Origin of the sequence: Paenibacillus typhae (assembly GCF_900099765.1) — a bacterium.
Classification (GTDB): Bacteria; Bacillota; Bacilli; order Paenibacillales; family Paenibacillaceae; genus Paenibacillus_AQ; species Paenibacillus_AQ typhae.
In genome coordinates this window covers 1-25642 of the sequence record NZ_FNDX01000065.1, presented here as the reverse complement: position 1 = coordinate 25642, position 25642 = coordinate 1, and the positions used below count along the sequence as shown (strand labels likewise).

Below are 25642 nucleotides of genomic sequence, written 5' to 3'. Positions count from 1 at the left end.
ATCCAAACGGATTTACGAAAGCACGCCTACCCCGCAAGAGGTAGCGAGAGCTTTACGAAACTGTACAACAAGCGAACGGCCGTGGAACGAGTTTTTGCGTACCTCAAAGAGTATTTTGGCATGAAACGTACACGTCATCGCGGTGTCCGGGCAGGTGTGGATTTCCAGCTCAGTACACTGGCCTACAATTTGAGTAAGTTTGCGCTAGACAAGTTGAACAAGCAGTTAAACAGTTTCCAGAAAGTAGCCTGATTTTTTTAAAAAACGATCTCAAAAATTTTGGCCCAGTCTTGCTACTCAACAAACTGAATTATGAAATTGACTCCAAAGTGCAGCTAAAAGGAAAAAGGCCGGACTGAAAGGCAAAATAGTTGTACAAAGTGCAGTTAACACACGAGGTAGACCATGGCCTATAGCTTTTAGCCAAAGCCAGTAATCAACAAAAAGTAACGCTCAGACAACGACAAAACGTTGGGAGGACAAGAGATGTCTTTTTTCAGCCGCTTTATGAAGAAAAACCAGCCGCAGCCGCGGCCGCTTTTTTATGATATTGTGTGCCCCTACTGCTTCACGAAATTCCAGCCGGAGGAAGTCGTTTTCCGGGCCATGCACAGCCGTGAGGATGATGAGAATTACGCGCTGGGCGAGGATGATGCCCTCAACAAGTACCGTGAGCGCTTCGGGCTCGATACGGTGGACGACATGGAAGCCATTCTGAATCCGGCGGATATTCCGGAAGAGTACCATCACTATACGGATCACGTGCTGACCGGGCTGACTGACCGCTACGGGGTGCTGACGCGCAGACGGCTCTGTCCGGCCTGCCATAATGAGCTGCCTGTAACCGCGGGCAAGGTGCCGAGCAACATTATTTCGATTATCGGTGCTTCCCAGGTCGGGAAGTCGGTGTATATGACCTCGCTGATCCATACGCTGCAGCATACGACGGCGGGACATTTTGACGCAGCCTGCATGCCGCTTAATGCCGAGATCAGCCGCAAGTTCCGCACGCTGTATGAAGAACCGCTGTTTGAGCGCGGCGATCTGCTGGCCTCGACCCAGAAGGAAAAAATGCAGGAGCCGTTCATCTTCCAGTTCGTCTTCAAGGATGAGAGCAAGCCGCCGCTGACACTGGTATTCTTCGATGTTGCCGGTGAGGGCATGGTTGACCAGGATTACCTCGGGCTGCACGGCCAGCATATCAAAAACTCCGCAGGCATCCTGTTCATGGTCGATCCGCTGCAGATCCGCTCCATCCGTGAGAAGATCCGCATCAACTACGGCGACAAGCCCGGCGAGTGGGTATCGCAGTATGATGAGCCGCGCGATGTGGTGCTGACGATGTTCGGCGATTTTATCGCTTATCAGGAGAAAAGCAAAACCTCCATCCCGACAGCGGTCGTGCTGACCAAAAGCGATATGCTGCATTCGCTCAAGGATGAGGACGGCGATTATATCAAGTCGAACAGCAATGTTTTTAATAACTATGTGCACCGCAAAACGCTGAACCTGGACGAATATCATAACATCGACGGAGAAATCCGCCGCTTCATCGAGAAGGTGGACCGCCCGTTCAAGGATACGATGGATGTTTATTTTGCCAATACGGGGTATTTCGCCGTGTCTGCGCTGGGCAGCAATCCGGTCAATCAGAGGATAGAGGGTGTGGTCAGCCCGATCCGGGTGGACGAGCCGTTTATCTGGCTGCTGCACAAGCTGAATTATATTGAGGGGAGCGACGGGCCGTGAACAGATTTTCAGGGTCCGGCATCACCCAGCAGATGTACACCCGCGAACGGCGGGGAGTTTACCGGGCAACCGAGGGCTTTGATACGGTAGCGAAATCGGACAGTCTGGATAATAATTTTGTCAAAAAAATTCTCCACCCCTTCTGCGTCTACGATGCTCCGGCTGAGCTTTCGGCTCGCGGCGAGAAGAATGAGGAGATTTATCCAGCTGCGCTGCATCTGTTCCATACGGAGACGAACGATACCGTAATTGGGCAGAGCCGCTATCTGGCGGCTGATTTTACGGGGCAGCGGAGCGCTTTTTTCGCCCATAACTTTATTGTACCGCCGATCCGCTCGGAGGAAATTGTGGAGCATTTCGGGGACTGGCTGCATGCAGACTTTGCCGTAAGTCATGAAGGTGAGCCGGGGGGGGCGTTGCCGGAGCTGGCCAATATCCCCGTGCAGCAGCGCGAAAGCCGGCCTGACCCGCTGACGGTGCTGCGCACGCTCGGTTTTACCGAAGAAACGTTCAAGGCCCTGCTGCAGGCGGTTATGCTCTCCGTAGCCGGGAAGAAAAAAATCTACATTGCGCTTGATGTGCCGATCAGCGAGGTGTCGCGGCGTGCCGCAGACCTGACAGAGGTTCTGTTCAGCGTGCTGCCGTATGATTTCCGCCGCAGACTGGGCGTGATTACGTATGCGAATGAGCCACAGAGCCGCAAATATATCCATCTGACCTTTGTGGAAAAAGGCTCGCTGCGTCCCGGGGACCGCAATATCGAGAAGGATTATGTGTTCGATCTGACCTCCGGCCGGATGCTGAATACTGATTTTGGCGGAACGCGACAGCCTTTTGCCGAGCTTGTCTGGAAGACGCTTAACCGGAAGGGCAGCATGGAGGATTATGCCCGTTTTGCCGATTCCCTGCTGACAGGTGAAGGGATTGAGCGCAAGCTGCAGCTGGCGGTTTACAACGAGCTGGCGGTCTTTTATGAGATTGAGCAGGGGGATGAGCAGTCGTACGCGGACGATAAAACCGCTGTGCTCAGCGGTCTGTTGTCCTACCTTAAGCCCCAGGGAGCACTGGTGTCACGGGTACGGCTGAATGATCTGTTCCTGGAGCGCTTCGACCGTGAGTATGATGCCATCCGGCAGCGGGGGATTCCCCAGCCTGAAGTGCTGGAGCAGTTCAAGGAGTACTTTGTGCTGGAGGGTCATAACTACCGCGGCAAAATCGTCGATTATTTCATCAACGGCATGCTGAACTGTCCGGCTGCAGGGAGGGAGGATGTGCTGGCTGCGGCTTATGGCATTATCGAGAGCGATGATGGGCTCAGTGCTGCCTTTTTCAAAAAAGTGCTGGGCCAGCCGATATTCCGCAGACAGCTGCTGGAGCCTTATATGGAATCCCGGCTTGCTGCTGCGGCTGATTCAAGGGACATTATGCGCTTCGTATTCCATTGGGGGCGGTCATTGCCGGAGGTGCTGCAGCAGGCCTTTGCCCGGGATATGATCAAAGAATATCTGCTGGAGAAGCTGGCCGGCGACAATAATCCTGTAGCTGCCGTAGCAGCCGCCCATGATTTTGTAGAAAAGGCTGAAAAAGAACGGCGCAGAGGCAGCGGCCTCTATCCGGAGGCGATGTCGCTGCTGCTGGAGCTGACGGATGCGGCAGACCGCTTTTTGCTCAGTCGTGTGGATCTGGACGAGCTGACGCTGGAGCAGCTGCTGGATATTTCATTCCTGCGTTACCGCGATGCTGAGGACTGGCAGCCTCCGCTGGATTCCATCAGCAGACGAAAGGCGAATGCCCTGCGGGCCGCCTACCGCTGGTTTGGCGAGGAGAAGCCGGATGAGAAGATTTTTGCCGGACTTGCTCCCCGGGAGCTGGACGATGTGCAGCTGCTTGGACGGCGCTGGCTGAAGGATATGCGCAGTGCGGAGCCGTTTGAGCGTCTGCCGCTGGCCTTCTATCATATCAGTGAGCGCGAGGACGGGCCGCTGGATTATGAGGCTTTGCTGGAGCTGGTTGTGCGCAAGGCGGGCGGAGATAAGGAGACGGTGTACCGTTTCTTCGACTGGTCGCAGGGCAGCAGGCTGTTCACAGTTTCGAATAAAAAGCTGTGGCCGGGATATAAACGGGCCGTTCTGAAGTATTTCATGAACAAGGACCGTGAAGCGTTCAAGAGCCGTGACTTCCGCAAAAGCTATGCAGCCGCCGCAGGACCGGCGCTGCAGAATGTCTACAATGAAGCCCGCAGCAAGCTGGCTTCACCGCTGGCTCGGTGGGTCAGCCGCAGCCGATTTCAACTCCTGATCAGCGGCTCCATTCTGGGGCTCGTGATCATCGCGGTCATTATAGCGTTCAGCCTGCTGCGGCCGGACCCGCCGGAGACTGGCTCGGGGGCCGTTGGTGCTTCAACGGTTACCGCTAGGCTTGGCAGCGGCGGGACAGCCGGCGCGCGGCTGGTGTTCACCTTTGAGGATGCTGCGGAATGCTCCGCCTTTAAACCGGCGGAGATCGGTCTCATGTCCGGAGATGAAGTGACGGACATGTATGATGTTGTTGCGACGACGGGCAGCTGCCTCGTGTCGTCGCCGGAACCGGGAGCGGCCGCCACGGATGCGGCTGGCTCTGGTACGGGCAGCGGCGCGGCGGACAACGCGGGCGCCGTGACGGACAACGCAGGTGCCGGAACGGACGGCGTCGCGGGAGACAACGCGGGCACCGGGACGGATGGCGGCGCGGCGGACAACGCGGGTGCCGGGACGGATGGCGGAGCGGCTGACAACGCGATTGCCGGGACGGACGGCGGCGAGTCCGTCTCGTCTCCGCCGGCTTACCAGGTCACCGTTGACCTGGAGCAGGGAACTGTGCTTGCAGCCGGCAGTATGATTACCGCCGGTAAGTACAAGCTGATTGTTCAGCCTGATCCTGCGGCGGGAGTGACCAAATCTCCGGCAGCACAGCCTTCTGCCACAGCTGAGGCCACGCCTGATGCTTCAGCTGGTATCAATAACACTGGTAACAACGCCGGCGGCAGCAATACAGCGGGTGAGACAAGCACTGGCGAATCCGGCACAAACGGTGCTGGTGCAGAAAGCACTGCCGGAGCGGAGTAACGACTACTTTATATAGCCAACTAATACTAATAAACAAACTATTGTAATCCTGAACAGTACTAACAGCCGGCTGTCGGCTTGAATGCGTTCAGGATTTTTTTTCAGCAGAACGGGATGAAGCTGGAAGCACAATACTGGTACATAGTGCACTGTCTCAGAGGATGAGCATTTTCTTGCAGGCTAACTCTATCTTTATGTGCAGCATAAACTCTATTCTGAACTAACAAACTGTGCAGGTGGCCGGGCGGGTACTTTCACGATGCTTTTGCAGCTGCCTGGTTGTAACTAAGTGGATTTTAGACAACTAATCTCTGCCGAAACAAGCGATGAACAGAACTAAGTGGAAATTCGCCACTTAATTCAGGCAATTTTGCTGAAATGTGTGCTTAACCAGTAAATTAAGTATCCATTTTCCACTTAATTACGCTGGAATGAGGGTTTCGCCGAAATTAAGTTGCTTTTTTCCAACTAGCTGCGGCGTCCTTTTGTATAAAGTAGTCTGCGTGTGGTCGGGTTGTTCGTGTGTAAGAGTAAAGTAGTCTGCGAGTGGTTGGTCTGGTCTAGGTAGAGTAAAAGGTGGTCTGCGAGTACAGGTTAGTCTGCACGGCGGGGAGTTTAAGTCATCTATGCCGGGTTAGAGGAGTCAAAGTGGTCAGAGTAGTCTGTGTAAGAGTAGAGTGGTCTTTGTGTGGTTGGTCTGGTTTAGGTAGAGTAGAATGCAGTTTGCGAGGACAGGTCAGCTAGCACGATGAGGAGTTTGAATCATCTATTAGACATAGAGTAGTTTATGAATTTAGGCAGTCCGCATGTACACCGCCCCCTTCTGACACAAGCGCCTGGTTGAAGCAAGCTCTGCGCAGCCGTATTCCGGCTCTAATAGCTGACATGGGATGGAATGAGATTGTAACAGCTTTTCTATGGACATAGAGGGAAATAGTAGATATGATTATGAATATTAAAATTTAATAAGCTATTGAAAAGGGTGCGCGTTCTATAGTTTCATAGAACCGCTTAATAGGGAAGGCCGGTGCAAGTCCGGCGCGGTCCCGCCACTGTAAATGCAGAGCGACTCCTGCGGATGCGCCACTGTCCGGCTGTTAATGCTGACGGGAAGGCAAAGGAGAAGCGATGAGGCATAAGCCAGGAGACCTGCCTTTTTTCATGGACGTTTCACTTCTTCGTGGGGTAAGAATGCGGAACACATGCAGATGAACTGCGGCTTAGGGTATAGGCGCGCCTTGCAGAAGGTATGCCTGCTGATGGCGTGCTTGCGAGCAGCAAGCTCGGCCAACAAGCCGTCCAGCCGTTAATTTGTATTCTTCCCGGCCGCCCTTAACAGGGCGGTTTTTATGTTGGGCAAGTGCGGCTGCGGGAGAATCCCAGTGTGAGCTGCTGAGGAATCTTCTGCGACTAGTGAACGGATACGACCCGTATCAAGACGTATACCGTTCTGATTGTCCCGTGTCCTGTAATGGATGCACTGATTGCCAAATCATTTTATTCACAGAAAAGAGGGTAACGATGAAAAAGAAATTCTCTGCCAGATTCTGGAGACTCAGCCTGGCGCTACTGCTTGTTATCTCGATTATCGGAGGCGCTGTTGTCCCTTCCGGCCAGAGCTATGCTGCAGCTGATGCTTCAGCAGTTCAGGGGACGGAAAAGGTAACAGATGCTGTATATGCAGCAGACGCTTCCTCCTCTGAGCTGTCGGTTACTCTGGAGGCAGCAGCGGATAACGGACAAGTTACCGTAAAAGAGGCCACTTACAAAACTGCCGAATATATTCTGGGCAGCGGTGTGACATCGGAATGGCAGGCCATCGGGCTGGCCCAGGCCGGCTATACCGTACCTGACGGGTATGTGCAGGCACTTGAGCAAAAGGTTAAGGCTGCGGGCGGCAGCTTTTCCAGTGTAACGGATTACGCCCGGATTGTGCTCGCAGCAAAGGCTGCAGGTGCTGATCCGGAAAATTATGCCGGCACCGGCTCCACTGCAGGCTACAATCTGATCGAGAAAATCTATAACAATACCAGAATCAGCGGACAAACCCTGAATGCCCCGGTATATGCGCTGCTCGCACTGGATTCCGGCAATTACACCATTCCGGGGGATGCTAAATGGAGCAAGACGGCGCTATTAAGCGAAATTTTGTCCAAGCAGAATGCGGATGGCGGTTTTACCCTGTCCACAGGTGCAAGCGACCCGGATATGACAGCAATGGCCCTGACTGCTCTGGCTGCACACCGGAATGAACCGGGCGTAGCGACAGCCGGACAGAAGGCGGTAGCCTGGTTATCCGCTGCCCAGGACAGCAAAGGCGGATATGGCGACAACAGTGAGAGTGCTGCCCAGGTTATTATTGGTTTGAGCTCCTTTGGCTTTGATCCGTCCGGTGCTGAGTTTACCAAAGCAGAAGGGGATCTGATCTCACGACTGCTGAGCTTCTTTACAGCCGGCGGCGGTTTTGCCCATAACGAAGGCGGCAATGTCAATGCTTATGCTACCGAACAAGGTCTGCAGGCGCTGGTTGCCTATAATCTGTTCAGCGGCGGAAGCAACGGGAAGCTGTACGATTTCACAAAACCGGCAGCGCAGAACCCGCTTGTATATGTACCGCTTGTAATTGAAGGACCTCAGGGTACGCTGGGCCAAGGGAATGCCTATGCAGGCAATGCCCTTGAAGCGCTGGAGAAGGTTGCGGCCCAGAACGGGCTGGCGCTTACGAATCCGTCCGGCAATTATGTTACGGCCATCGGCAATGTAGCTGCGGGAATGTTCGGCGGCTGGGATGGCTGGAGCTATGCTGTCGTCCGCGGAGGACAGTGGCTGTATCCGGATGTAGGCATGAAGGATTTCAGCCTCAAGGGCTCTGACCGGATTGTCGTCTATTACGGGGGCGCTGATACCCAGCTTGTTGAATCGGTGACTTTGTCCAAGGCGCAGCCAGGGGAAGATGAGGCTTTTGACGTCACGGTTACTCAGATTACTTGGGTCTGGGATAACGCTACGTTTACTTCAAAGCCGGTGACTTCAAAAGCTGCCGGGGTCGAGGTCACGATCGGCAGCCAAAAGGCTGTTACGGATCAGAACGGGATAGCTGCGTTTAAAGACGGATTGGCGGAAGGAAGCTATACGCTGACCGTAACCGGTTATGCTGCCGGCAAGGCCCCGGCGTTAGTCAGATATACTCAGGCTGTTACAGTAGTTTCCGGCAACGCCGCTGCCCATCTGACGGTCGAAGGACCGGAAGGAACGGTGGCAGAGGGAACGCTGAAAGCCGCTAATGCACTTTCAGCGCTGAAAAAGCTGACTGCAGCACAGGACATCCCGCTGCAGATTACGGATTCCGCTTACGGCAGCTATGTATCCGGCATTGCCGGGATTACGAATGGAACCTATGACGGCTATTGGAATTTTGTAGTCTACCGCGGCGGAGAATGGATCTACCCGAGCGTGGGTATGGGAGATTTCGAGCTGCAGCAATCGGACCGGGTGCTGGTCTATTTTGCCGGAACCGGTACGCAGATTGTCGATTCGGTAACGGTAACTCCGCAGCAGCCGAAGCCGGATGAAGCATTCACGGTTAAGGTTCTGCAGAAGCAGTGGGTGTGGAACAGCGCAACATTCACAAGTGATCCGGTGGTTTCACCGGCTGCAGGCGTTCAGGTGACCATTGGCGGAACGGCGGTAACTACGGACAGTAACGGCGTTGCCGCATTTGAACAAGGCTTGTCTGCAAAAATATACACGCTGGCAGTCACTGGCTACGTTAAAGAAGCCGCGCCGAAGGTTGCCCGCTACGCGGAGTCCCTGAAGGTAGCCCCGGGGAATGTTACAGCCAGCCTGGCAATTGAAGGACCGCAGGGGGTTATGGCGGAGGGCAAGCTTGAGGCGTTCAACGCTTACGACGCCCTGCAGCAGCTCGCCGCTTCCGGAAGCCTTTCACTGCAAAGCACGGAGTCTGCATACGGTATTTTTGTATGGGGCATTGGCGGTGTTGAGAACGGCACCTACAATCAGCAGGATTATTGGGCCTTCGCCGTATTGCGCGGCGGGGAGTGGATCTCACCGGATGTAGGGCTGAATGACTTTGTACTTGAGCCGTCCGATCATGTGCTCGTGTACTATGCAGGGAATAATACGCAGGTAGTGCATTCGCTGGCCGTATCGCCTTCGCAGCCGAAGACAGGCGAGGCGTTCACGGTTGCAGTTGAGCAGAAAAAATGGGTATGGAACAATACAACCTTTACGATGGACCCGGTTGTTTCTCCGGCTGCTGGCGTACAGGTCAGCATTGGCGGAGCAACGGTTACAACGGACGAAAAAGGTGTGGCTTCCTTCAACCAGGGCCTGGCGGCCGGTGCTTACACCCTGACTGTCACCGGTTATGTGGACGGGAAGACGCCAAACGTCGCCCGCTATACACAGGCGCTGACGGTGGTAAGCCCGACCACGGTTCCACAGCCGGCAACGGCCACCATTTCCGTTACAGGCGATAGCCTGAAGGGTACGATTCTCTCCAGTACAACTGTAACGCTGAACGAAGGCGAAACAGCTTACAGCCTGCTGATCCGCCAGCTTGGCAGCAAAGTGGTGAGCGGCGGCAGCGGTGACAGCGTCTATATCAGATCCATCGACGGCCTGGCTGAGATGGACCGCGGCAAGGACAGCGGCTGGATGTATTCAGTCAACGGCAGCTATCCCCAAACAAGTGCAGGCAGCTATAAGCTCAGCAGCGGGGATGTGCTAGCCTGGCGTTATACAACCGACGGCGGAGCAGATATCGGAAATCCGCCTGGCGGCCCGGGAAGCACAGGCGGAACAGGAGCAGCCGGTTCCGGAAGTCTTACCGGAGTAACCATTACTGCAGACAATACGCTTCCGCTCAATCAGGCCGGCCAGACGACAGCCGTAACCGGTACTGTGATGGCAGCAGCAGAAGCTGCGGCGCTTAAACAGCAGCTGGCGGCCAACGTGGTCACCATGGAGCAGGAGGTGACTCCGGGGGCGGCAGCCTCCCTGAAGGACAGCGGCGGAGAAGTAGAACTGCAGCTGCCTTCCGGCGCAGTGTCCGGAACAGTAAAAATCAGTGTAAGAGAGAGCAGCTCAAACCGTACGGAGCTTGTATCTGGATTGTATGACTTCAAGCCGGACGGCACGAAATTCCTGAAAACAGCGGATCTGCTGATCCGCATTCCGGTTACGGCCGTTAATCCGGCCAATCTGGCGCTGGCCTGGCTGGATGAAAGCACAGGCAACTGGATACCGGTTCCGGCATCACTTGATCTGAAGACAGGCATCATGACTGGTAAAGTCAGCCACTTCACCACATACGCGGTCGTAGACCGCAGCAGATTTGAGCCGCAGCAGGGCAAGCTGGCCAGTGATATTACGGCTACAGCCAAGGCTGTGGCAGCAGCAGGGGAGCTGAGCGATTGGCAGGCCATTGGCCTGGCCCGCACCGGCCATGCTGTGCCGGCAGGCTATTTGAACGCCGTGAAGGAGCAGCTTGCCGCAAGTAGCGGTGAATTCCGCAAGGTAACCGATTATGAGCGTCTGGTGCTGGCCGTGGCTGCGGCCGGGGCGGATCCGCAGAATATCGGCGGATATAATCTGATTGAGAAGATTTATAACAACGGCAATATGGCAAGCCAGGGAAGCAACGGTCTGATTTTTGGCCTGATTGCTCTCGATAGCGGCTCCTATAAGGTGCCTGCAGATGCACTGTGGACCAGGGAGCGTCTGATTGCTGCGATTCTGGAGCTGCAGAGCAAGGACGGCGGCTTCCCGCTGACCGCTGGAGGTACTGATGATGTGGATCTGACCGCGATGGCGGTCACGGCACTCTCCGCGCATACCGGCCAGGCGGCAGTGCAGGCCGCTCTGGACAAAGCGGTAACGTGGCTGTCCGGACAGCAGCTGGACAACGGCGGCTACAAGGTATCCGGCACTGAAAACAGTGAAAGTACTGCCCAGGTCATTATCGCCCTCAGTACTGCCGGCATTGGTCCGGGAGATGCACGTTTTGTAAAAGCGAAGGGCGGGCTGCTGAGCCATCTGGCTTCATTCAGACAGGCGGACGGAAGCTATGCCCACATTGCAGGACAGCAAGGCAACGGTCTGGCTACGGAGCAGGCGCTGCTGGCATTGTCGGCCTATAGCCGCTTCCTGACAGGTGAATCCAAGCTGTTCAGCATTACGCCGGGGGCAGTGAGCGCCGTTACCTTTACCGATGAAAGCCAAATCTCTGCCTGGGCGCTTGCTTCCGTACAAGAGGCCTTTAATCAGGGACTGATGAAGGGCGTTAGTGAAACGGCCCTGGTCTTTGCTCCGAAGCAGAAGATCACCCGTGCTGAATTCGCAGCCCTGCTGTTAAGACTGACTGGAGAAACACCGGCTGATTCCCCGGCGGCTGCTGTATTCAGCGATGTTAAAGCCGGTTCGTGGTATTACGGGACGGTGCTGAAAGCGAAGGAGCTGGGAATTATTTCGGGTGTAAGCGATACGGCCTTCAATCCTAACGGTTATATTACCCGCCAGGATATGGCGGTTATGATCATGAGGGCCTTCAAGCTGGAGAGCAGCGGAGCGTCTGCCGCCTTCACGGATGAGCGCCTGATCAGCAGCTATGCGTTGTCCGCTGTGCGGACGGTGTCACAGCTGGGCTATATGAGCGGGTATAACGGCTCCTTTGATCCTGCAGCCGCTGTAACCCGTGAGATGGCCGCAGTCGTTGCAGTCCGGCTGCCTTAGGACGCAGCTGCGTTTTTAACGAAAGGTTACAAGAAAAGAGCAGATTTACAGCCTGGTTTAAGCTAAAATAAATAAAGATGATAGGATCGGGATAGAACGGGGGCATCAGGCTCTCGTTCTTTCCCTTTTTTTCAAAGATAAAAGGGTATGTTCTGCGGGATTATTTCAGGAGGTGCACAGAGTAATGATTAGACCGGCTATCCGCCGTTTGCTTCCGCCAGAGCTAGTGCTGCTGGCCGCGCTGCTGCTGCCGGGCTGCGCAGCCCCCGGCAGGGATGCCGCCGCCCCGGACGCGGGCGGCAGCGCCACTGCCACGGCTGCGGCACAGAGCCCGCAGCCGGCGGCCACCGCGTCTCCGCAGCCCGGAGACGCTGCCGTCACCGCCCCGCCGTCCGCATCGGCGGGGCAACCCACGCCGTCTCCCGCAGCGGAGACGGCCACCCCGGGCGCGGCTACAGCCGCCGCGCCTGCCACAGCGCCTGCGGGCAGCAGCCCCGCAGGCACAGCCGCGCCGGACGCGCACCGTCCGGCGGCCACGGCTACGGCGCCGCCCGCCAAGGGCGCCGGCGCTACCTCGGCGGCAGCGGCGAAGCCGTCCGCTGCCGCAAGCCCTTCTGCCGGCGCTGCGAAGCCGGCAGAAACGCCGCCGCCGGCGGCGGCCAAGCCCACGGCGGCTGCGCAGCCTGCCGCCGTGGCGGATACAGCCGTCATCTCCATTACAGGAGATGCGGAACACGGGGTGATTCTTGCGCCGGCGGCGTTCGAGATCAAGGAAGGCGAAAGTGCGCTGGACCTGCTGAAGCGGATTACCCGCCAGCACAAAATCCAGATGGAATTCCAGGGAGCCAAAGGCTTTGCCTATGTCGAAGGCATAGACAATCTCTATGAATTGGATCATGGCGCGGAGAGCGGCTGGATGTACCGGGTGAACGGGGAGTTCCCGGACAAGAGTGCCGGAAGCTACACCGTTCAGCCCGGGGATACGATAGAATGGCTGTATACACTTGACCTCGGCAAGGACATCGGAGCCAAGGCGCCATGAGCAGCGGCTTCCGTGCCATGCATCCGGCAGTAGGGCTGCTCTATTACGCCGGGCTGCTGCTGTTCGCCGCATTGATCACGCATCCGCTCTTTCTGATTACCGAGCTTGCGGGGCTGATCCTCCTGCTGCTTCTGCAGGGGCAGGGCCGGCAGCTGCTGCGCGGCCTGCCCTTCTATCTGCTGATGGCAGGGTCCGTGGCTGTGCTGAACCCGTTGTTCTCGCACAGGGGAGCGCATATCCTGTTCTACCTGTGGGACCAGCCTATTACGCTGGAGGCTGTGCTGTACGGGCTGATCATGATGCTGGTGCTGCTTACAATATTTCTATTATTCATCTCTTACAACTACACCGTAACAACAGATAAATTTATGTATGCCTTTGCTGCGGCTGCGCCCAAGACGGCCCTGCTGACGCTGATGGCCATCCGGTTTGTGCCCTTGTTCCAGAGAAGGCTGCGTGAAATCACCCTGATCCAGCGGTTTCGGGGAATTGATGTCGGTGAAGGGAGCCTGCGTAAAAGAATGCGTGACGGCATGACCCTGCTGAAGGTGCTGCTAACCTGGTCGCTGGAGGAGGCGCTGCAGACGGGGGACTCCATGAAAGCAAGAGGGTACGGTATCCGCAGACGCAGTACGTACTCGATATACAAAATGGACTGGTTAGACAAAGCCGTGCTCCTGCTGCTGGGGCTCAGCGGACTGATTCCGCTGATTCTCTGGCTGCAGGGCTATGGAGCATTTGAAATCTATCCGCGTATGAAGCCTTTGGTATTCGGCAGCGGGGAAGCGGTGATGTACATCAGCTTTTGCCTGTTCGTGCTGATTCCGCCGGGCTTGGAAGGAAAGGAGATTTGGCTATGGAGATCATCGCGGCGGAAGGCTTATCCTTCCGTTACCCCGGAGCCGAACGGGACTCGCTCCATGAGCTCACCTTTACGGTAGAGGAGGGGGAGTTTGTAGTACTGATGGGCCCGTCAGGCGGCGGCAAGACGACGCTGCTGCGCCAGCTGAAGCGTGAGCTCACCCCTGTAGGGACGGGAAGCGGCGTGATCCGTTATGCAGGGCTGCCTCTGGCTGAGCTGCCGGAGGAACGGGCCGCCGGGGAGATCGGGATGGTATTCCAGAATCCGGAGGCGCAGATTGTCATGGATACCGTCTGGCATGAGCTGGCCTTCGGGATGGAGAATCTGGGCCTCGCGCCGCAGGTGATGCGGAGCAGACTGGCGGAGATGGCCGGCCTGTTCGGCCTGGAGCCGCTGCTGTACAAGCCGGTGCATGAGCTTTCGGGCGGCCAGAAGCAGCTGCTTAATCTGGCCTCCGTCCTGCTGCTTCAGCCAAAGCTGCTGCTGCTGGACGAGCCGACCTCACAGCTCGATCCGGTTGCAGCGCGTGAATTCATCCAGACCCTGCACCGGCTGAATGAGGAAATGTCGGTGACCATTATCATTAGCGAGCACCGTCTGGAGGAGGTGCTGCCGCTGGCTGACCGTGTGCTGCTTATGGAGAGCGGAATGCTGAAGGCAGCCTGTCCTCCGCGGGAGCTTGTTTCCAAAGCGTCGGAGGGGACGTTTGCTGCGGTCCAATCGTATTTGCCTACCGCAGCGCGCCTGTACCTGGCGCTGCCTGCACGGGGGAAGTCAGATACTCTGACGGAGTCCATCCCCCTGACGGTGCGCGAAGGTAAGCGCTGGCTGCATAACCTTGCGTCTTCTGCGGCGGGCGAACCGCCTGGTGGCAATCCTGCTGCCGCTTTTGGCAATAACACCGCTGCCTTGCCGCATAAGGTTGATTCCACTCCGCTGTTAAGTGCGAGAGAAGTTACCTTCCGTTACGAGAAGGAAGGCCGGGAGGTGCTGCGCAAGCTGAGTCTCTCGCTGCACCGGGGAGAGCTGCTTGCCATTCTGGGCGGCAACGGCGCCGGTAAGTCCACGCTGCTGCATGTGCTGAGCGGGCTGGCCAAGCCGCAGCGCGGCAAGGTGGAGCTGGCCAGAGGGATAACAGCAGGTTTTCTCGCCCAGAACCCGCTGCTCTATTTCAGCTATGATACCGCGCTGGAAGAGCTGCAGCACATGGCTGCGTTTGCCCGTCTGGCACCGGAGGAAGCCGCATCGGAGATCTCCCGGCTGGCAGAGGCGTTTGAGCTTCAGCAGGTGCTGCAGAGCCACCCGCATGATCTCAGCGGCGGCCAGCAGCAGAAGCTGGCGCTCGCCATGGTCATGCTGCTGAAGCCGGCGGTGCTGCTGCTGGATGAGCCGACCAAAGGACTCGACCCTGACGCTAAGGTGCGTTTTGCCGGGCTGCTCCGGCAGCTGCTGGAGCAGGGGATGAGTATCGCCGTAGTAACACATGATGTGGAGTTTGCTGCACGGTATGCTTCCCGCTGTGCCCTGCTGTTTGACGGGAGCATTACGGCGGAGGGGACTCCGGCGGATTTTTTCAGCAGCAACTATTTTTATACAACTGCAGTTAATCGCATGGTGCGGGATATACTGCCCCAGGCACTGACAATAGAGGATGTGATGACAGCATGGCAAGGTTACGCTTTCCGCTCATCGTTGCTGTAGCCCTGTTTCTGACCGGACTGGCGCTTACGGCGGCGCTGAAGGACCGCCATTATATGCTTTTGAGCCTTCTGCTGCTCGGGGCGGCACTCCTGCCTGTTTTTCTCCGGCTAGAACGGCGTAAGCTGGAGTCCAGGGAGCTGGTGCTGCTGGCTGTGTTGTCGGCTATTGCCGCTGTCAGCCGGATTCCGTTCGCAGCTCTGCCGAGCGTGAAGCCTGTATCCGCCCTTGTGATCCTGTCGGCCTATGTGTTTGGGGCGGAGGCGGGGTTTATCATCGGGGCCGTAGCTGCGCTGGTATCCAATATTTATTTCGGACAAGGGCCGTGGACACCCTGGCAGATGTTCGCCTGGGGAATGGCCGGGCTAAGCGCAGGCTGGCTGCGGAACTCCTGGTGGATGAAAAAGCGCGGAGGAATGCTGCTGTTTGGCTTTCTCTGGGGTTTCCTGTTTGGATGGATCATGAACATCTGGTATATTATCAGTCTGCCGGAGGCCTTCAGCTGGGGGCTGGTTATGACCGCCTACGCTTCCAGCTTTTATTTTGACCTGGCCCATGCCTTGTCCAATGTGTTCTTTCTGGCCATACTTGCCGGGGGCTGGACCGGTGTACTGCAGCGTTTCCGCCGGAAATACGGGCTGCTGCAGGATTGAACGGATTCATTATCCCTGCCGGAGCATTCAGCAGACATCATAGTATTCGACAAAATTTTCGAAATACTTCATTTTTTCGACTTTTTTCGCCGATATAGATTTTATAGCACGTTAGGGAGAAGGCGGGAATAAGGCTAATGAGGAATTTAAAAGTAAAATTCAAAATGGCAGTTCTGGTAGCTGTTTCAGTAATCCTGGTGGTCGGTGTCGGAACTGTAGGAATCCTGTTTACGGATAAGCTTGCTGACCGGTCGCAGGAGACTTACAATCAGAATCTGATTCCCATCTATCTGGTTACTGAAATACGCGCCAATAACCGGGCGATCGAGTCTTTTCTCCTGGAGGATCTGCTGACCTTAGAAGCGGACAAAAGCAAGCAGCTCACCGCTGACATACAGAGCAAGATCGAGCAGAACAACGAGCTGATGAACCAGCTGAAATCCATTGAGTTCAAGAATGAGAAGATCAGCAACGGAATTGCTGAGTATATGTCGCTGCTTGAGGACTACCGGACTCAGCGTGATAATATCATTCAGCTGGCAGACAAAAGCTTGAGTGAGGAAGGCTATCAGGTATTTTCCGGAAGTGCCTTCAGCGATTCGCGAACCAAAATGGTCGGCTTGCTGGATGAGGCTTCTGCTTCCCTGATTGCAGAAGCCGAAGCGCATAATGAGCTGACGCTGGCCAATGCCAAGACCTCCCGGACAATCAGCACCCTGCTGATTACCGCTGCCTGGATACTGTGCATCGCCATCAGTATCATCATTTCCCGGCTGATTACAAGGCCACTTAAAGAGCTCCAGGCTCTTATGAAACGGGCGGAAGAAGGTGACCTGACCGTAACCGCGTCTTATGCCTCCAGTGATGAAATCGGCCTGATCAACCAGTCCTTCAATTCGATGCTCACCAGCCTGAAACGGATGATGCAGGGGATATCGGAGAGTACGGAAATGCTGTCCGCTTCTTCACAGGAGATGAGTGCAAGCGCAGAGCAGACGGCGCGAGCTTCGCAGCTGATCGCCGAGGCCTCGGGCGATATTGCGGCCGGATTCGAGGCTCAGGCTGACAGCATCATCCGGACCACTGCATCCGTGCAGACCATGGCAGAGGATATTGCAGCAGTCGAGCACAGCAGCAATGATATGGCTGAACTGATGACCGGTGCAGCGGCTTCCACCGGGTACGGTGCCGAGGCGGTAAACGGCATTATCACCCGGATGAGTGAAATCAATGCCAGCGTTGCTGCTACACAAGCCATAGTCGGCAATCTGGGCAGTCTCTCGGAAGAGATTAACACTATCATTACTACAATAAACGATATCGCAAACCAGACGAATCTGCTCTCGCTGAATGCCTCTATTGAAGCGGCCAGAGCAGGCGAACACGGGCGTGGGTTCGCAGTGGTTGCGGAGGAGATCCGCAAGCTGGCTGAAGCGACAGGGCACAGCTCACTGAAGGTTACGGAGATCATTACGGATATCCAGCAGCAGACGAGCAGTGCAGTCGATTCAATGACGGCCGGATCGGAGCTTGTGGCGCGGGGTGTCGCGCAGAGTGAAGCCGTCGCGGTGGCCTTTGCGGAAATCCAGTCTGCCATCGAGTCTGCTGTCCGTCAGACAGAGCGGATCAGAATTGCGGTGGAGCATGTCTCCGGGGAATCACAGTCGGTGACAGAAGCGATGGAACAGGTGGGCGAAGCTTCCCGCAAAGGTGCGGAGGATGTCCAGGATGCCAGCGCTGCGACCAGAGAGCAGCTGTCCGCCATGGGTGAGATGTCCATGTCCGCCCAGTATCTTGCGACGCTGGCTGAAGATTTGCAGAAGGAGCTGGCAAGGTTCAAGCTTTAGCAGCATATAAAGAATTTTATTTTGCAAACAGCCCCTGGAACGGTTAGGTTCCAGGGGCTGTTAGGTTTTCAAGCTTGATCCGTCCTGTTATTCAAATGGCCTTAACTGGTGAATGGAGTCAGACGGCCGCCGCCGCTAAGCGTAATAGTCGCCCCGGCCAGCCAGCTGTTGGCGTTTGCCGACGCATCATAATAGATGGTGTATCCGTTATCCTTGATATTGGACAGGGTAATATCGCCGTCAGTCAGGGCGCTCAGGTAGGAATCGCCAGTAACGTTCCAGACGCTGGCTGCATCAAGCGTAAGTGAAACCGACTTGGCTGCATTGGCAGCGTCAATCGTTCCGGTCAGGGAGCTGCCGTTCGAGAGAACAAGCTGAGCGGAGCTGATACTGTCAGCAGTGACATCACCGGTCAAAGGCTGGGCATCGGCATTAAGCGTCACTGTAGCGCCGTTTGCGCCCGTTGTGCCCCATTTATCAGCACTGGCAGCCAGCAGGATGCCGGAGTTATTTGTAAGTCCAACGTTCTTAAGGTTGATCACCGCATCAGTGTTGGTGGCATAGAACAGCGGTCCTTCGTATGCGGTCAGCGAGCCGCCGGTCATTGTCAGAGTGCCGGTTCCGGTCTCGGCATCACCCGAAAAGCTCTGATAGAGCATAATTCCGCTTTTTTTGGCGCCTGACAGGTGAGTATTTGTCAGTGTGATGGAATTTTTGCCTTCGATTACGGCTGCTTCCGATCCTTGTGCTGTAATCAGCGCATCGGTGACGGAGATTGTACCGGTGGAGTAAATCCCCGGCGAATCGGTACCGGTTGTCAGCATCGTGCCTCCGGTAACATTTACTGTACCGTTGCCGCGGTCAGTGGCAATACTGGCGGAATGGGTTCCGGCTGTGGTGATATTGGTATTGGTGGCATTGACGGTTCCTGTATAGGTGGCATCCAGTCCGCGGGATGAATCCTCTGTAGTTGTGATGGTTGCACCGGATACATTGACTGTTGACCCGGCACCGGTGGCAAATACGGCATTTGCTCCGTTTGCGCTGGTGGTTATGGTTGAGTCATTCAAGAACACCGTGCTGCCCCCCGCTGCAAGGAGTGCGGCATTTAGCCCGTAAAAGTTACTGTTGTCCTCAGAGGAGGTGCCGCCGGTTTTACTCAAAGTCACTCCGTTTAGCGTGAGGGCACCGCCGGCTATAACTTTGACTGCGGAGGTATCTGTTGTCACAGCAATGTAGGATTCATCTGTTTTGCTGGCAGTGCTGCCATCCAGCAGATAGGTTGCGCTTCCCAGGCTGGCCGCATCTGCAGTGCCGGCTGTTTCTTCCGGCGCTGAGCCCGTTTCAACGGCCCCGGTCAGGCTGACGGTTTTGGTGGCTTTGTCATAACTGGCCGTTAATCCGACCGCTTCCGAGATCGCTCTGGCCGGAAGGTAGACGGTGCCGTTATAGATGAACGGTTCTACAGTCGCGCCTGTGGCATCCTTCATTGCGGTTTCCTGGCCGTTCAGTTCAACGATAATATCATCGTAGGTGACGGCAATCTTCTTCGTAATGGTGTCGGCATAAGCTGATACTGACATGGCAAGTGAGGCGGTTACGGCGGCTCCGACGACAAAACCCTTCATTCCACTTTTTTTACTCATACTTGTTCTCATCCTTTGCTGTTAGTGTAGGCCCTGCTATGTAGTTCCATCTTTCTGTGCTGTGAATAACTACATTGTAGAACCGCTAACTGAGAACCCTCTGAGCCTGCGCTGAATGTTGGTTGAATCCGGGCTGAATGTTTGTTGAAAATTCTGGAGCCAGGGTGCCAGCCATATAACGAAAAAACAGCCCGTACCGGAGCATATACCGGATACAGGCTGTTTCTGTTAAGACGATTATGAAGCTGTAAAGCTTACGCGTACCAGCCCCATACGAAGATGAAGAGGGTACCGAAAAGGGTGATCAGACCTACGAACAAAGCATAGGCAATGTTGATGTAGAGTTCCTTTTTGGTATCTGCCGATTCGCCGATGTGCATGAACACGAACAGCTGCAGGGAAGCCTGGATAATGGCAGTGACCGTCAGAACCACCACATTGGCTGCATGGGACAGATCCCCGTAAATGACAATCAGCGCAGCGGCTGAAAGGACCAGTGAGGCCAGATAGCCCATTACATGGCGGATTGGAAAGAGTTGCTTTATCATGTCACATCAGTCCTTTCAGATAGACGAAGCTGAAGATGAAGATCCAGACAACGTCTAAGAAATGCCAGAACAGTGAGAAGATAAATGTTTTGTTGGCTGTTGCAGGAGTAATACCCCGGCGCCACAGCTGGATCATGATGCCTACTCCCCACAGGAAGCCGAAGCTGACGTGGGCACCGTGCGTTCCAAGCAGTACAAAGAGACTGGAGAGGAAGCCGCTGGTCTGCAGAGTAGCACCTTCATGAACATAGGTGAAAAATTCATCAATCTCAATCCCGATAAAGCCGAGACCCATGAGCAAAGTGATGCCCATAAAGATCATCATGGCTTTCTTGTGGCCGAGGCGCATCGCGTGCACAGCCAGACCGATTGTAAATGAACTGGTCAGGAGCAGGAAGGTCTCAGCCAGCACCGGTCCGATTTCGAACAGCTCAGGGCCGCTTGGACCGTCGGCAAAACGGTTAACCATAACAAAGTATACAGTGAACAATGTAGCAAAGAGCGGAATTTCAGCTCCGAGGAAAACCCAGAAGCCGAAGATCTTGTTACTGTTTTCTTCAGTTGAATATTCCAGCGGCTTCGACGCATCTATTTTCATACAGTCTCACCCCGCAGTTTCTTTTCAGTAGCAATAACTTCTTCTGCACTTACATAGAAGCCATGATCCTGGTCAAAGGACATTGCAGCCAGCATAACGATAACACCGACTCCGGCGACAATAGCAGGAACCCACATGCTGAATACAAGGAAGAAGCCCAGGAAGAAGAAGATTACACCCAGGATAAACGGCTTCCCGGTGTTGTTAGGCAGGTGAATCTTGGTGATTTTGTCTTCAAACAGCGATACTTTCTTCTGCTTGGCTTCCCAGAACGGATCCAGGGACTTAACCTTAGGCACAACAGCGAAGTTGTAGGCAGGGATCGGACTTGGTGTAGCCCATTCCAGGGTACGTCCATCCCAAGGATCGCTTGTTGTGTCTCTCGGCATGTAGCGGGTACTCCAGTAGATGTTGTACACCAGCAGAACGAAACCGATAGCCAGACCTACCGCTCCGGCGAATGACAGCATATTCAGCGGACCGAAGCCGGTCTCTTCCGAATAGGTGTACATGCGTCGTGTCATCCCCATCAGACCGAGGAAGAACAACGGGAAGAAGGTTACGTTAAAGGAAATGATGATCCACCAGAAGGCGTGCTTGCCGAGACGTTCGTTCAGACGGAAGCCGAATACTTTCGGGAACCAGTAGTGGAACCCGGCAATAACGGCGAACACAGCGCCCGGAATTAGAACGTAGTGGAAATGCGCTACCAGGAACATCGTGTTATGGTACTGATAATCGGCACTGGCCATCGCCAGCATGACGCCGGTAACACCGCCGATGGTAAAGATCGGAATAAAGGCCAGCGTGTACAGCATCGGTGTAGTAAAGGTTATCCGGCCCTTACGCAGGGTGAACAGCCAGTTGAATATTTTGACCCCTGTCGGTACAGCAATCGCCATCGTAGTGATGGAGAAGAAGCTGTTGACCATTACGCCCTGACCCATGGTATAGAAATGGTGCGCCCATACCAGGAAGGACAGGAGGGAGATGATAACCATACTGAATACCATGGAGGTATATCCATACAGGTTCTTTTTGGAGAAGGTGGCGATAATCTCACTATAAATACCGAAGGCCGGCAATATAACGATATATACTTCAGGATGTCCCCAAACCCAGAACAAGTTAGCCCAGAGCATATCCATCCCGCCATTGGCCATCGTGAAGAACTGTGAGCCAAAGAGGCGGTCGAACATCATCAGTGCCAGTGCTACGGTAAGCACAGGGAAAGCGAAGACGATAATGATGTTGGTGATCAGAACAGACCAGGTGAACATCGGCATCTTCATCAGTGTCATGCCCGGAGCGCGCATTTTGAGGATGGTAACAATGAAGTTAACCCCTGTAATGAGCGTACCGATACCGGAAATCTGCAGCGCCAGAGAGTAGTAGTTGTTCCCTACAGTCGGGCTGAATTCCAGACTCGCCAGCGGGAAGTAAGCGGACCAGCCAGCATCCGGAGAACCGCCGATGACGAAGGAGATGTTAAGCAGCATGGCCCCGAAAAAGAAGAGCCAGAAGCTGACGGCGTTGAGGCGAGGGAAAGCAACGTCTCTTGCGCCGATCTGCAGCGGAATGATGACATTCATCAGACCGATGATAAACGGCATGGCCATAAAGAGGATCATGATCAGACCGTGGGTGGTAAAGACCTCATTATAGTGCTGTGCATCCAGAAATTTCATTTCAGGCGCTGCAGTCTGCAGACGCATCATCATGGCGTCCACGCCGCCGCGGAAGAGCATCAGGAGGGCAGCCAGGATATACATGACCCCGATTTTCTTGTGGTCCACAGTGGTAAGCCATTCGCGCCAGAGATAGCCCCACTTTTTGAAGTAGGTCAACCCGACGAGAATCCCGATGGTGGCAAGGGCAATACTGACCATGGCTCCATAAATGAGGGGTTCGCCGTGAACCTTAAATTTCTCTAAATCCATTAGGGTGGCTCCTTTCAGGTTGTTGCTGCCAGCATGATTCATGCTTTTCTAAGAGCGGATAGCTCTCATAGTTGGTTTTATTGGTGCGTGTGCTCTTCAACAGGTGAGCTCGGCAGCGGCTCTTCTACCTCAGGGGCAGGGTTGCCGTCGAACTCGGTCTGGCTGGAAGGTGCCGGGGAAGGATGGATCTCCTTGTTATCCTCGTGTTCTTCACCGCCGTTGTGCATATCCATTTCCGTGCCGTCACCGCTCATATGCTCGCTGTGATCGCCAGGAGGCGGGCTGAATTCCAGATGGGTAGAAGAATAAGTCTTGCGTCCAAGATGCTCGGCAGCCAGAAGTCCCTTGAATTCGTCTTCTGTCAGCGCAGGCGCAGTTTCCTTAACTTCCTTGACCCAGTCCTGATAATCCTCGTCAGTCATAACCAGCGTTTCAAACTCCATGTGGGCAAAGCCTTTACCGCTGAAATTTGAGTTCTTTCCGATATAAGAGCCTACGGTATCACCAGAGAGGTTAAGATAAGTGAGCATGTCGCTCATAGCGTATTTCTGTCCGGCCAGCTGCGGAACCCAGAAGCTGGTGATTGTCCCGAAGGAATACAGTCTGAATTCAACTGCACGGTGAACCGGGATGTTCACATAGTTTACCGTTTCGATGCCTTCCTCAGGATAGCTGAAATGCCATTTCCAGTTGGAGGAGGAAGCATAAATAACGAGCGGATCCTGATCCTTGTACTCATTAGCCACATTCTCGACGGCATGGGTGGACTTTACAGTCACAACGGACAGGAAGGCCACAATAATGATCGGGATAATAATCCAGATGGCCTCAAGTACCTTATTGCCCTCCTCATGTTCCGGAATGTAGCCTTCATTGCTCTTCTTTGCCCGGTATTTCACCAGGACGAAGATATATAAGATGTAGACAACTGCCAGGACAAAGGCCATCACCGCAATGGAGAGGATAATGGTGTCAGACAGCGTCCGTGCAGCCGGGCCCTTAGGATTCAGTACGGTTAATGAACTGCATCCCGGCAGAATAAAGAGCAGGCTGAGAAACAAAGCGTATAACGGTCCCTTTTTTTTCATATAGAACTCCTTCCTTCAATAATTCTTTAGCCGTTCGTTGCTGGCGGGCGAAATAATAACCTGTATCTATAGTAAGAATTACTTACCCGGATTGCAAAATACATATATTGTAAAATAATCTATAATCGTCCTCAAAAATGGCGATAAAGTTAAAGATGTGTGATCAATTTGTTACAAGTGCCGTTATGTATGACAAAGATCACTGTAGCGACGGGCTTTAAGCTAAATTTAAGGTTGTTCAAACTTTGTTCAAAATTACTGTATTGTTGCTAATTTCGTCACAATTAGAATGTGTGAATTGAACGGAAATTAAACGCTTTATTTGTTGGTCTGACAGCATTCGACGAAAGTTGCACTTGTCTTGGCGTTAGGAGTCATTGTGCAATTTATCACAGCGTGAAAAAGTAACAATATTTTAGGCGCCCGGTTACAATCTCTCAAATTACGTTATATCTATGTATGATAGAGTTAGAGGCAAATATACATAGATTGGAGCTCTTGCTGGTGTTTAAAAAAGTAATGCTTGTCCTGATGTCCTTATTTTTAACTTTTGGTGTGCTGCAGACTGCAGCAAGTGCTGCCGGTGCGGGCTCAAGCCTGAAGCTGGGTGTGAACGACAAGCTGACCGGAATTGAAGCTGTGCCGGTTAAGGGTAGCTATTATGTGCCGCTGCGTACAGCAGCTGCAGAGCTGAAGTGGACAATTACCGGGCTGCCCGACGGAATCGCGGTTGCCGCCGGCGACAAATCCGTTCGTCTGCTTAAGAAAAACGGCGGACTGAAGCTGCAGGATGGTACGGTTGTGCCGATGGACAGCTTTTTGCAGAACGGGAATCTGATGGTTCCGGTGAAGATCAGCGGATACCTCGGATATAGCATAACCTTTCAGGGAGATAAATATTTACTGAGAGTCCGGGACGGGTCGGCGGCCATGAGCGATGAGGCTTTTGTGAAGCAGTATGCGGACAAGCTGAAGCCGCAGGCCGTAAGTTCGGTCAAACCTTCCGGAGAAGGGGCAGTCAAAGGAAAGACCGTGTATCTGACCTTTGACGACGGACCGTCCGCGACTACGGCACAGCTGCTGGATATACTGGATAAATACGAAGTCAATGCAACGTTCTTTATGCTTGGCCCGAACATGAACCGTTATCCCGCCCAGGTGAAGCGGATTGTGAAGGCAGGCAGCGGGCTTGGGCTGCACGGCATGACCCACCGCAAGGAGAAATTTTATGCTTCGCCTGCGGCAGCGCTGGCTGAAATGACGGCGGACAATGCGGTGCTGAAGAAAATCAGCGGGGCGGAAACGACGCTGATCCGTCCGCCATACGGTAGCAAGCCATACTTCACCAAAAGCTTCCGGGATAAGGTGCTGGCCCAGGGCTACCACCTGTGGGACTGGAACGTCGATTCGGAGGACTGGAGATACAAGGAAGACAGCGATAAAATCTATAACTCGGTTATGGATCAGGTGCACAAGCTGCAGTCATCCAAGACTAATCCGGTCATCCTGATGCATGACCAGAAGGCGACATTGAAGGTGCTGCCGAGCCTGCTGGAGACCTTCAAGAAGGAAGGCTACAGCTTTGCTGTAATCACCAAAGATCTGAAGCCGCTGAACTTCTGGAATGATGAGCGGTAAGCGGGGATTTTATTGCGTGTTGTAAATAAGTTTATGAAAAGAGGCCGGCAGACTTAGTCCGCTGGCTTTTTTTGCTTTGTATGGGCTGCTTTCGCATATACGTTACCGGTGGCGAAGCTGCGAATTGAAATAAGTGTATTTGGTACAGCTAATATGGCGTGTATAGCTACTTTTTCAGAAATAAGTGTATACCGGAGTCAATTTCATAATTCAGTTTGTTGAGTAGCAAGACTGGGCCAAAATTTTTGAGATCGTTTTAAAAAAAATCAGGCTACTTTCTGGAAACTGTTTAACTGCTTGTTCAACTTGTCTAGCGCAAACTTACTCAAATTGTAGGCCAGTGTACTGAGCTGGAAATCCACACCTGCCCGGACACCGCGGTGACGTGTACGTTTCATGCCAAAATACTCTTTGAGGTACGCAAAAACTCGTTCCACGGCCGTTCGCTTGTTGTACAGTTTCGTAAAGCTCTCGCT

The 25642-nt window shown here is 54.2% G+C and carries 16 protein-coding genes and 1 riboswitch; of the genes, 10 read left to right on the top strand and 6 right to left on the bottom strand.

Going from position 1 to position 25642, the window contains the following annotated elements; all coding sequences use genetic code 11:
• From BLR64_RS28620 to BLR64_RS28575, 9 genes are all read left to right on the top strand, one after another.
• Positions 1 to 252: transposase (locus tag BLR64_RS28620; RefSeq protein WP_167360805.1), on the top strand; the 252-nt coding region annotated here is incomplete at its 5' end.
• A 234-nt stretch (positions 253 to 486) separates the two neighbouring features.
• Positions 487 to 1749 carry a hypothetical protein gene (locus tag BLR64_RS28615; protein WP_090719956.1) on the top strand — a complete coding sequence of 421 codons (1263 nt, stop codon included), beginning with the start codon at positions 487 to 489 and terminating at the stop codon, positions 1747 to 1749.
• Positions 1746 to 4853: a GAP1-N2 domain-containing protein gene (locus BLR64_RS28610; protein ID WP_090719954.1), complete on the top strand. Its 3108-nt coding sequence runs from the start codon at positions 1746 to 1748 to the stop codon at positions 4851 to 4853. The genes BLR64_RS28615 and BLR64_RS28610 overlap by 4 nt, the downstream gene beginning before the upstream one ends.
• A gap of 963 nt (positions 4854 to 5816) precedes the next feature.
• Positions 5817 to 6024, top strand: a riboswitch (cobalamin riboswitch).
• Positions 6025 to 6374: 350 nt separating this feature from the next.
• A complete protein-coding gene (locus BLR64_RS28605; RefSeq protein WP_090719953.1) occupies positions 6375 to 11606 on the top strand; it encodes an S-layer homology domain-containing protein in 5232 nt (1743 codons plus the stop codon).
• 184 nt (positions 11607 to 11790) lie between these two features.
• Positions 11791 to 12648: a DUF4430 domain-containing protein gene (locus BLR64_RS30150; RefSeq protein WP_139172136.1), complete on the top strand. Its 858-nt coding sequence runs from the start codon at positions 11791 to 11793 to the stop codon at positions 12646 to 12648.
• Positions 12645 to 13589, top strand: coding sequence for an energy-coupling factor transporter transmembrane component T (locus tag BLR64_RS28590; protein ID WP_090719947.1), 945 nt, complete (start codon positions 12645 to 12647; stop codon positions 13587 to 13589). The genes BLR64_RS30150 and BLR64_RS28590 overlap by 4 nt, the downstream gene beginning before the upstream one ends.
• Positions 13505 to 15211, top strand: coding sequence for an ABC transporter ATP-binding protein (locus BLR64_RS28585; RefSeq protein ID WP_090719945.1), 1707 nt, complete (start codon positions 13505 to 13507; stop codon positions 15209 to 15211). The genes BLR64_RS28590 and BLR64_RS28585 overlap by 85 nt, the downstream gene beginning before the upstream one ends.
• Positions 15175 to 15861, top strand: a complete 687-nt coding sequence (locus BLR64_RS28580; protein ID WP_090719943.1) for an ECF transporter S component — start codon at positions 15175 to 15177, stop codon at positions 15859 to 15861. Before BLR64_RS28585 ends, BLR64_RS28580 begins: the two co-directional genes overlap by 37 nt.
• Before the next feature lie 137 nt (positions 15862 to 15998).
• Positions 15999 to 17708: a methyl-accepting chemotaxis protein gene (locus BLR64_RS28575; protein ID WP_090719939.1), complete on the top strand. Its 1710-nt coding sequence runs from the start codon at positions 15999 to 16001 to the stop codon at positions 17706 to 17708.
• A 101-nt stretch (positions 17709 to 17809) separates the two neighbouring features.
• Here the strand turns inward: BLR64_RS28575 and BLR64_RS28570 are convergent, their stop codons facing one another.
• The 5 genes from BLR64_RS28570 to qoxA all read right to left on the bottom strand — a co-directional run bounded on the left by BLR64_RS28570 (position 17810) and on the right by qoxA (position 23528).
• Positions 17810 to 19354, bottom strand: a complete 1545-nt coding sequence (locus BLR64_RS28570) for a copper amine oxidase N-terminal domain-containing protein (protein ID WP_090719937.1) — start codon at positions 19352 to 19354, stop codon at positions 17810 to 17812.
• 254 nt (positions 19355 to 19608) lie between these two features.
• Entirely contained in the window at positions 19609 to 19902 is a 294-nt protein-coding gene (qoxD, locus tag BLR64_RS28565) for a cytochrome aa3 quinol oxidase subunit IV (protein ID WP_068728289.1), read from the bottom strand.
• 1 nt (position 19903) lies between these two features.
• Positions 19904 to 20500 carry a cytochrome aa3 quinol oxidase subunit III gene (qoxC, locus tag BLR64_RS28560; RefSeq protein WP_068728290.1) on the bottom strand — a complete coding sequence of 199 codons (597 nt, stop codon included), beginning with the start codon at positions 20498 to 20500 and terminating at the stop codon, positions 19904 to 19906.
• Positions 20497 to 22440 carry a cytochrome aa3 quinol oxidase subunit I gene (qoxB, locus tag BLR64_RS28555; protein ID WP_090719935.1) on the bottom strand — a complete coding sequence of 648 codons (1944 nt, stop codon included), beginning with the start codon at positions 22438 to 22440 and terminating at the stop codon, positions 20497 to 20499. Before qoxB ends, qoxC begins: the two co-directional genes overlap by 4 nt.
• A 77-nt stretch (positions 22441 to 22517) precedes the next feature.
• Positions 22518 to 23528 carry a cytochrome aa3 quinol oxidase subunit II gene (gene qoxA / locus BLR64_RS28550; protein ID WP_090719933.1) on the bottom strand — a complete coding sequence of 337 codons (1011 nt, stop codon included), beginning with the start codon at positions 23526 to 23528 and terminating at the stop codon, positions 22518 to 22520.
• Positions 23529 to 24032: 504 nt separating this feature from the next.
• On the opposite strand from qoxA, the gene BLR64_RS30960 reads away from it, so the two are divergent.
• Positions 24033 to 25166, top strand: a complete 1134-nt coding sequence (locus BLR64_RS30960) for a polysaccharide deacetylase family protein (protein WP_244157872.1) — start codon at positions 24033 to 24035, stop codon at positions 25164 to 25166.
• A 266-nt stretch (positions 25167 to 25432) separates the two neighbouring features.
• Here the strand turns inward: BLR64_RS30960 and BLR64_RS28540 are convergent.
• The coding region (locus BLR64_RS28540; RefSeq protein WP_139172134.1) for a transposase at positions 25433 to 25642 on the bottom strand (210 nt) is incomplete at its 5' end.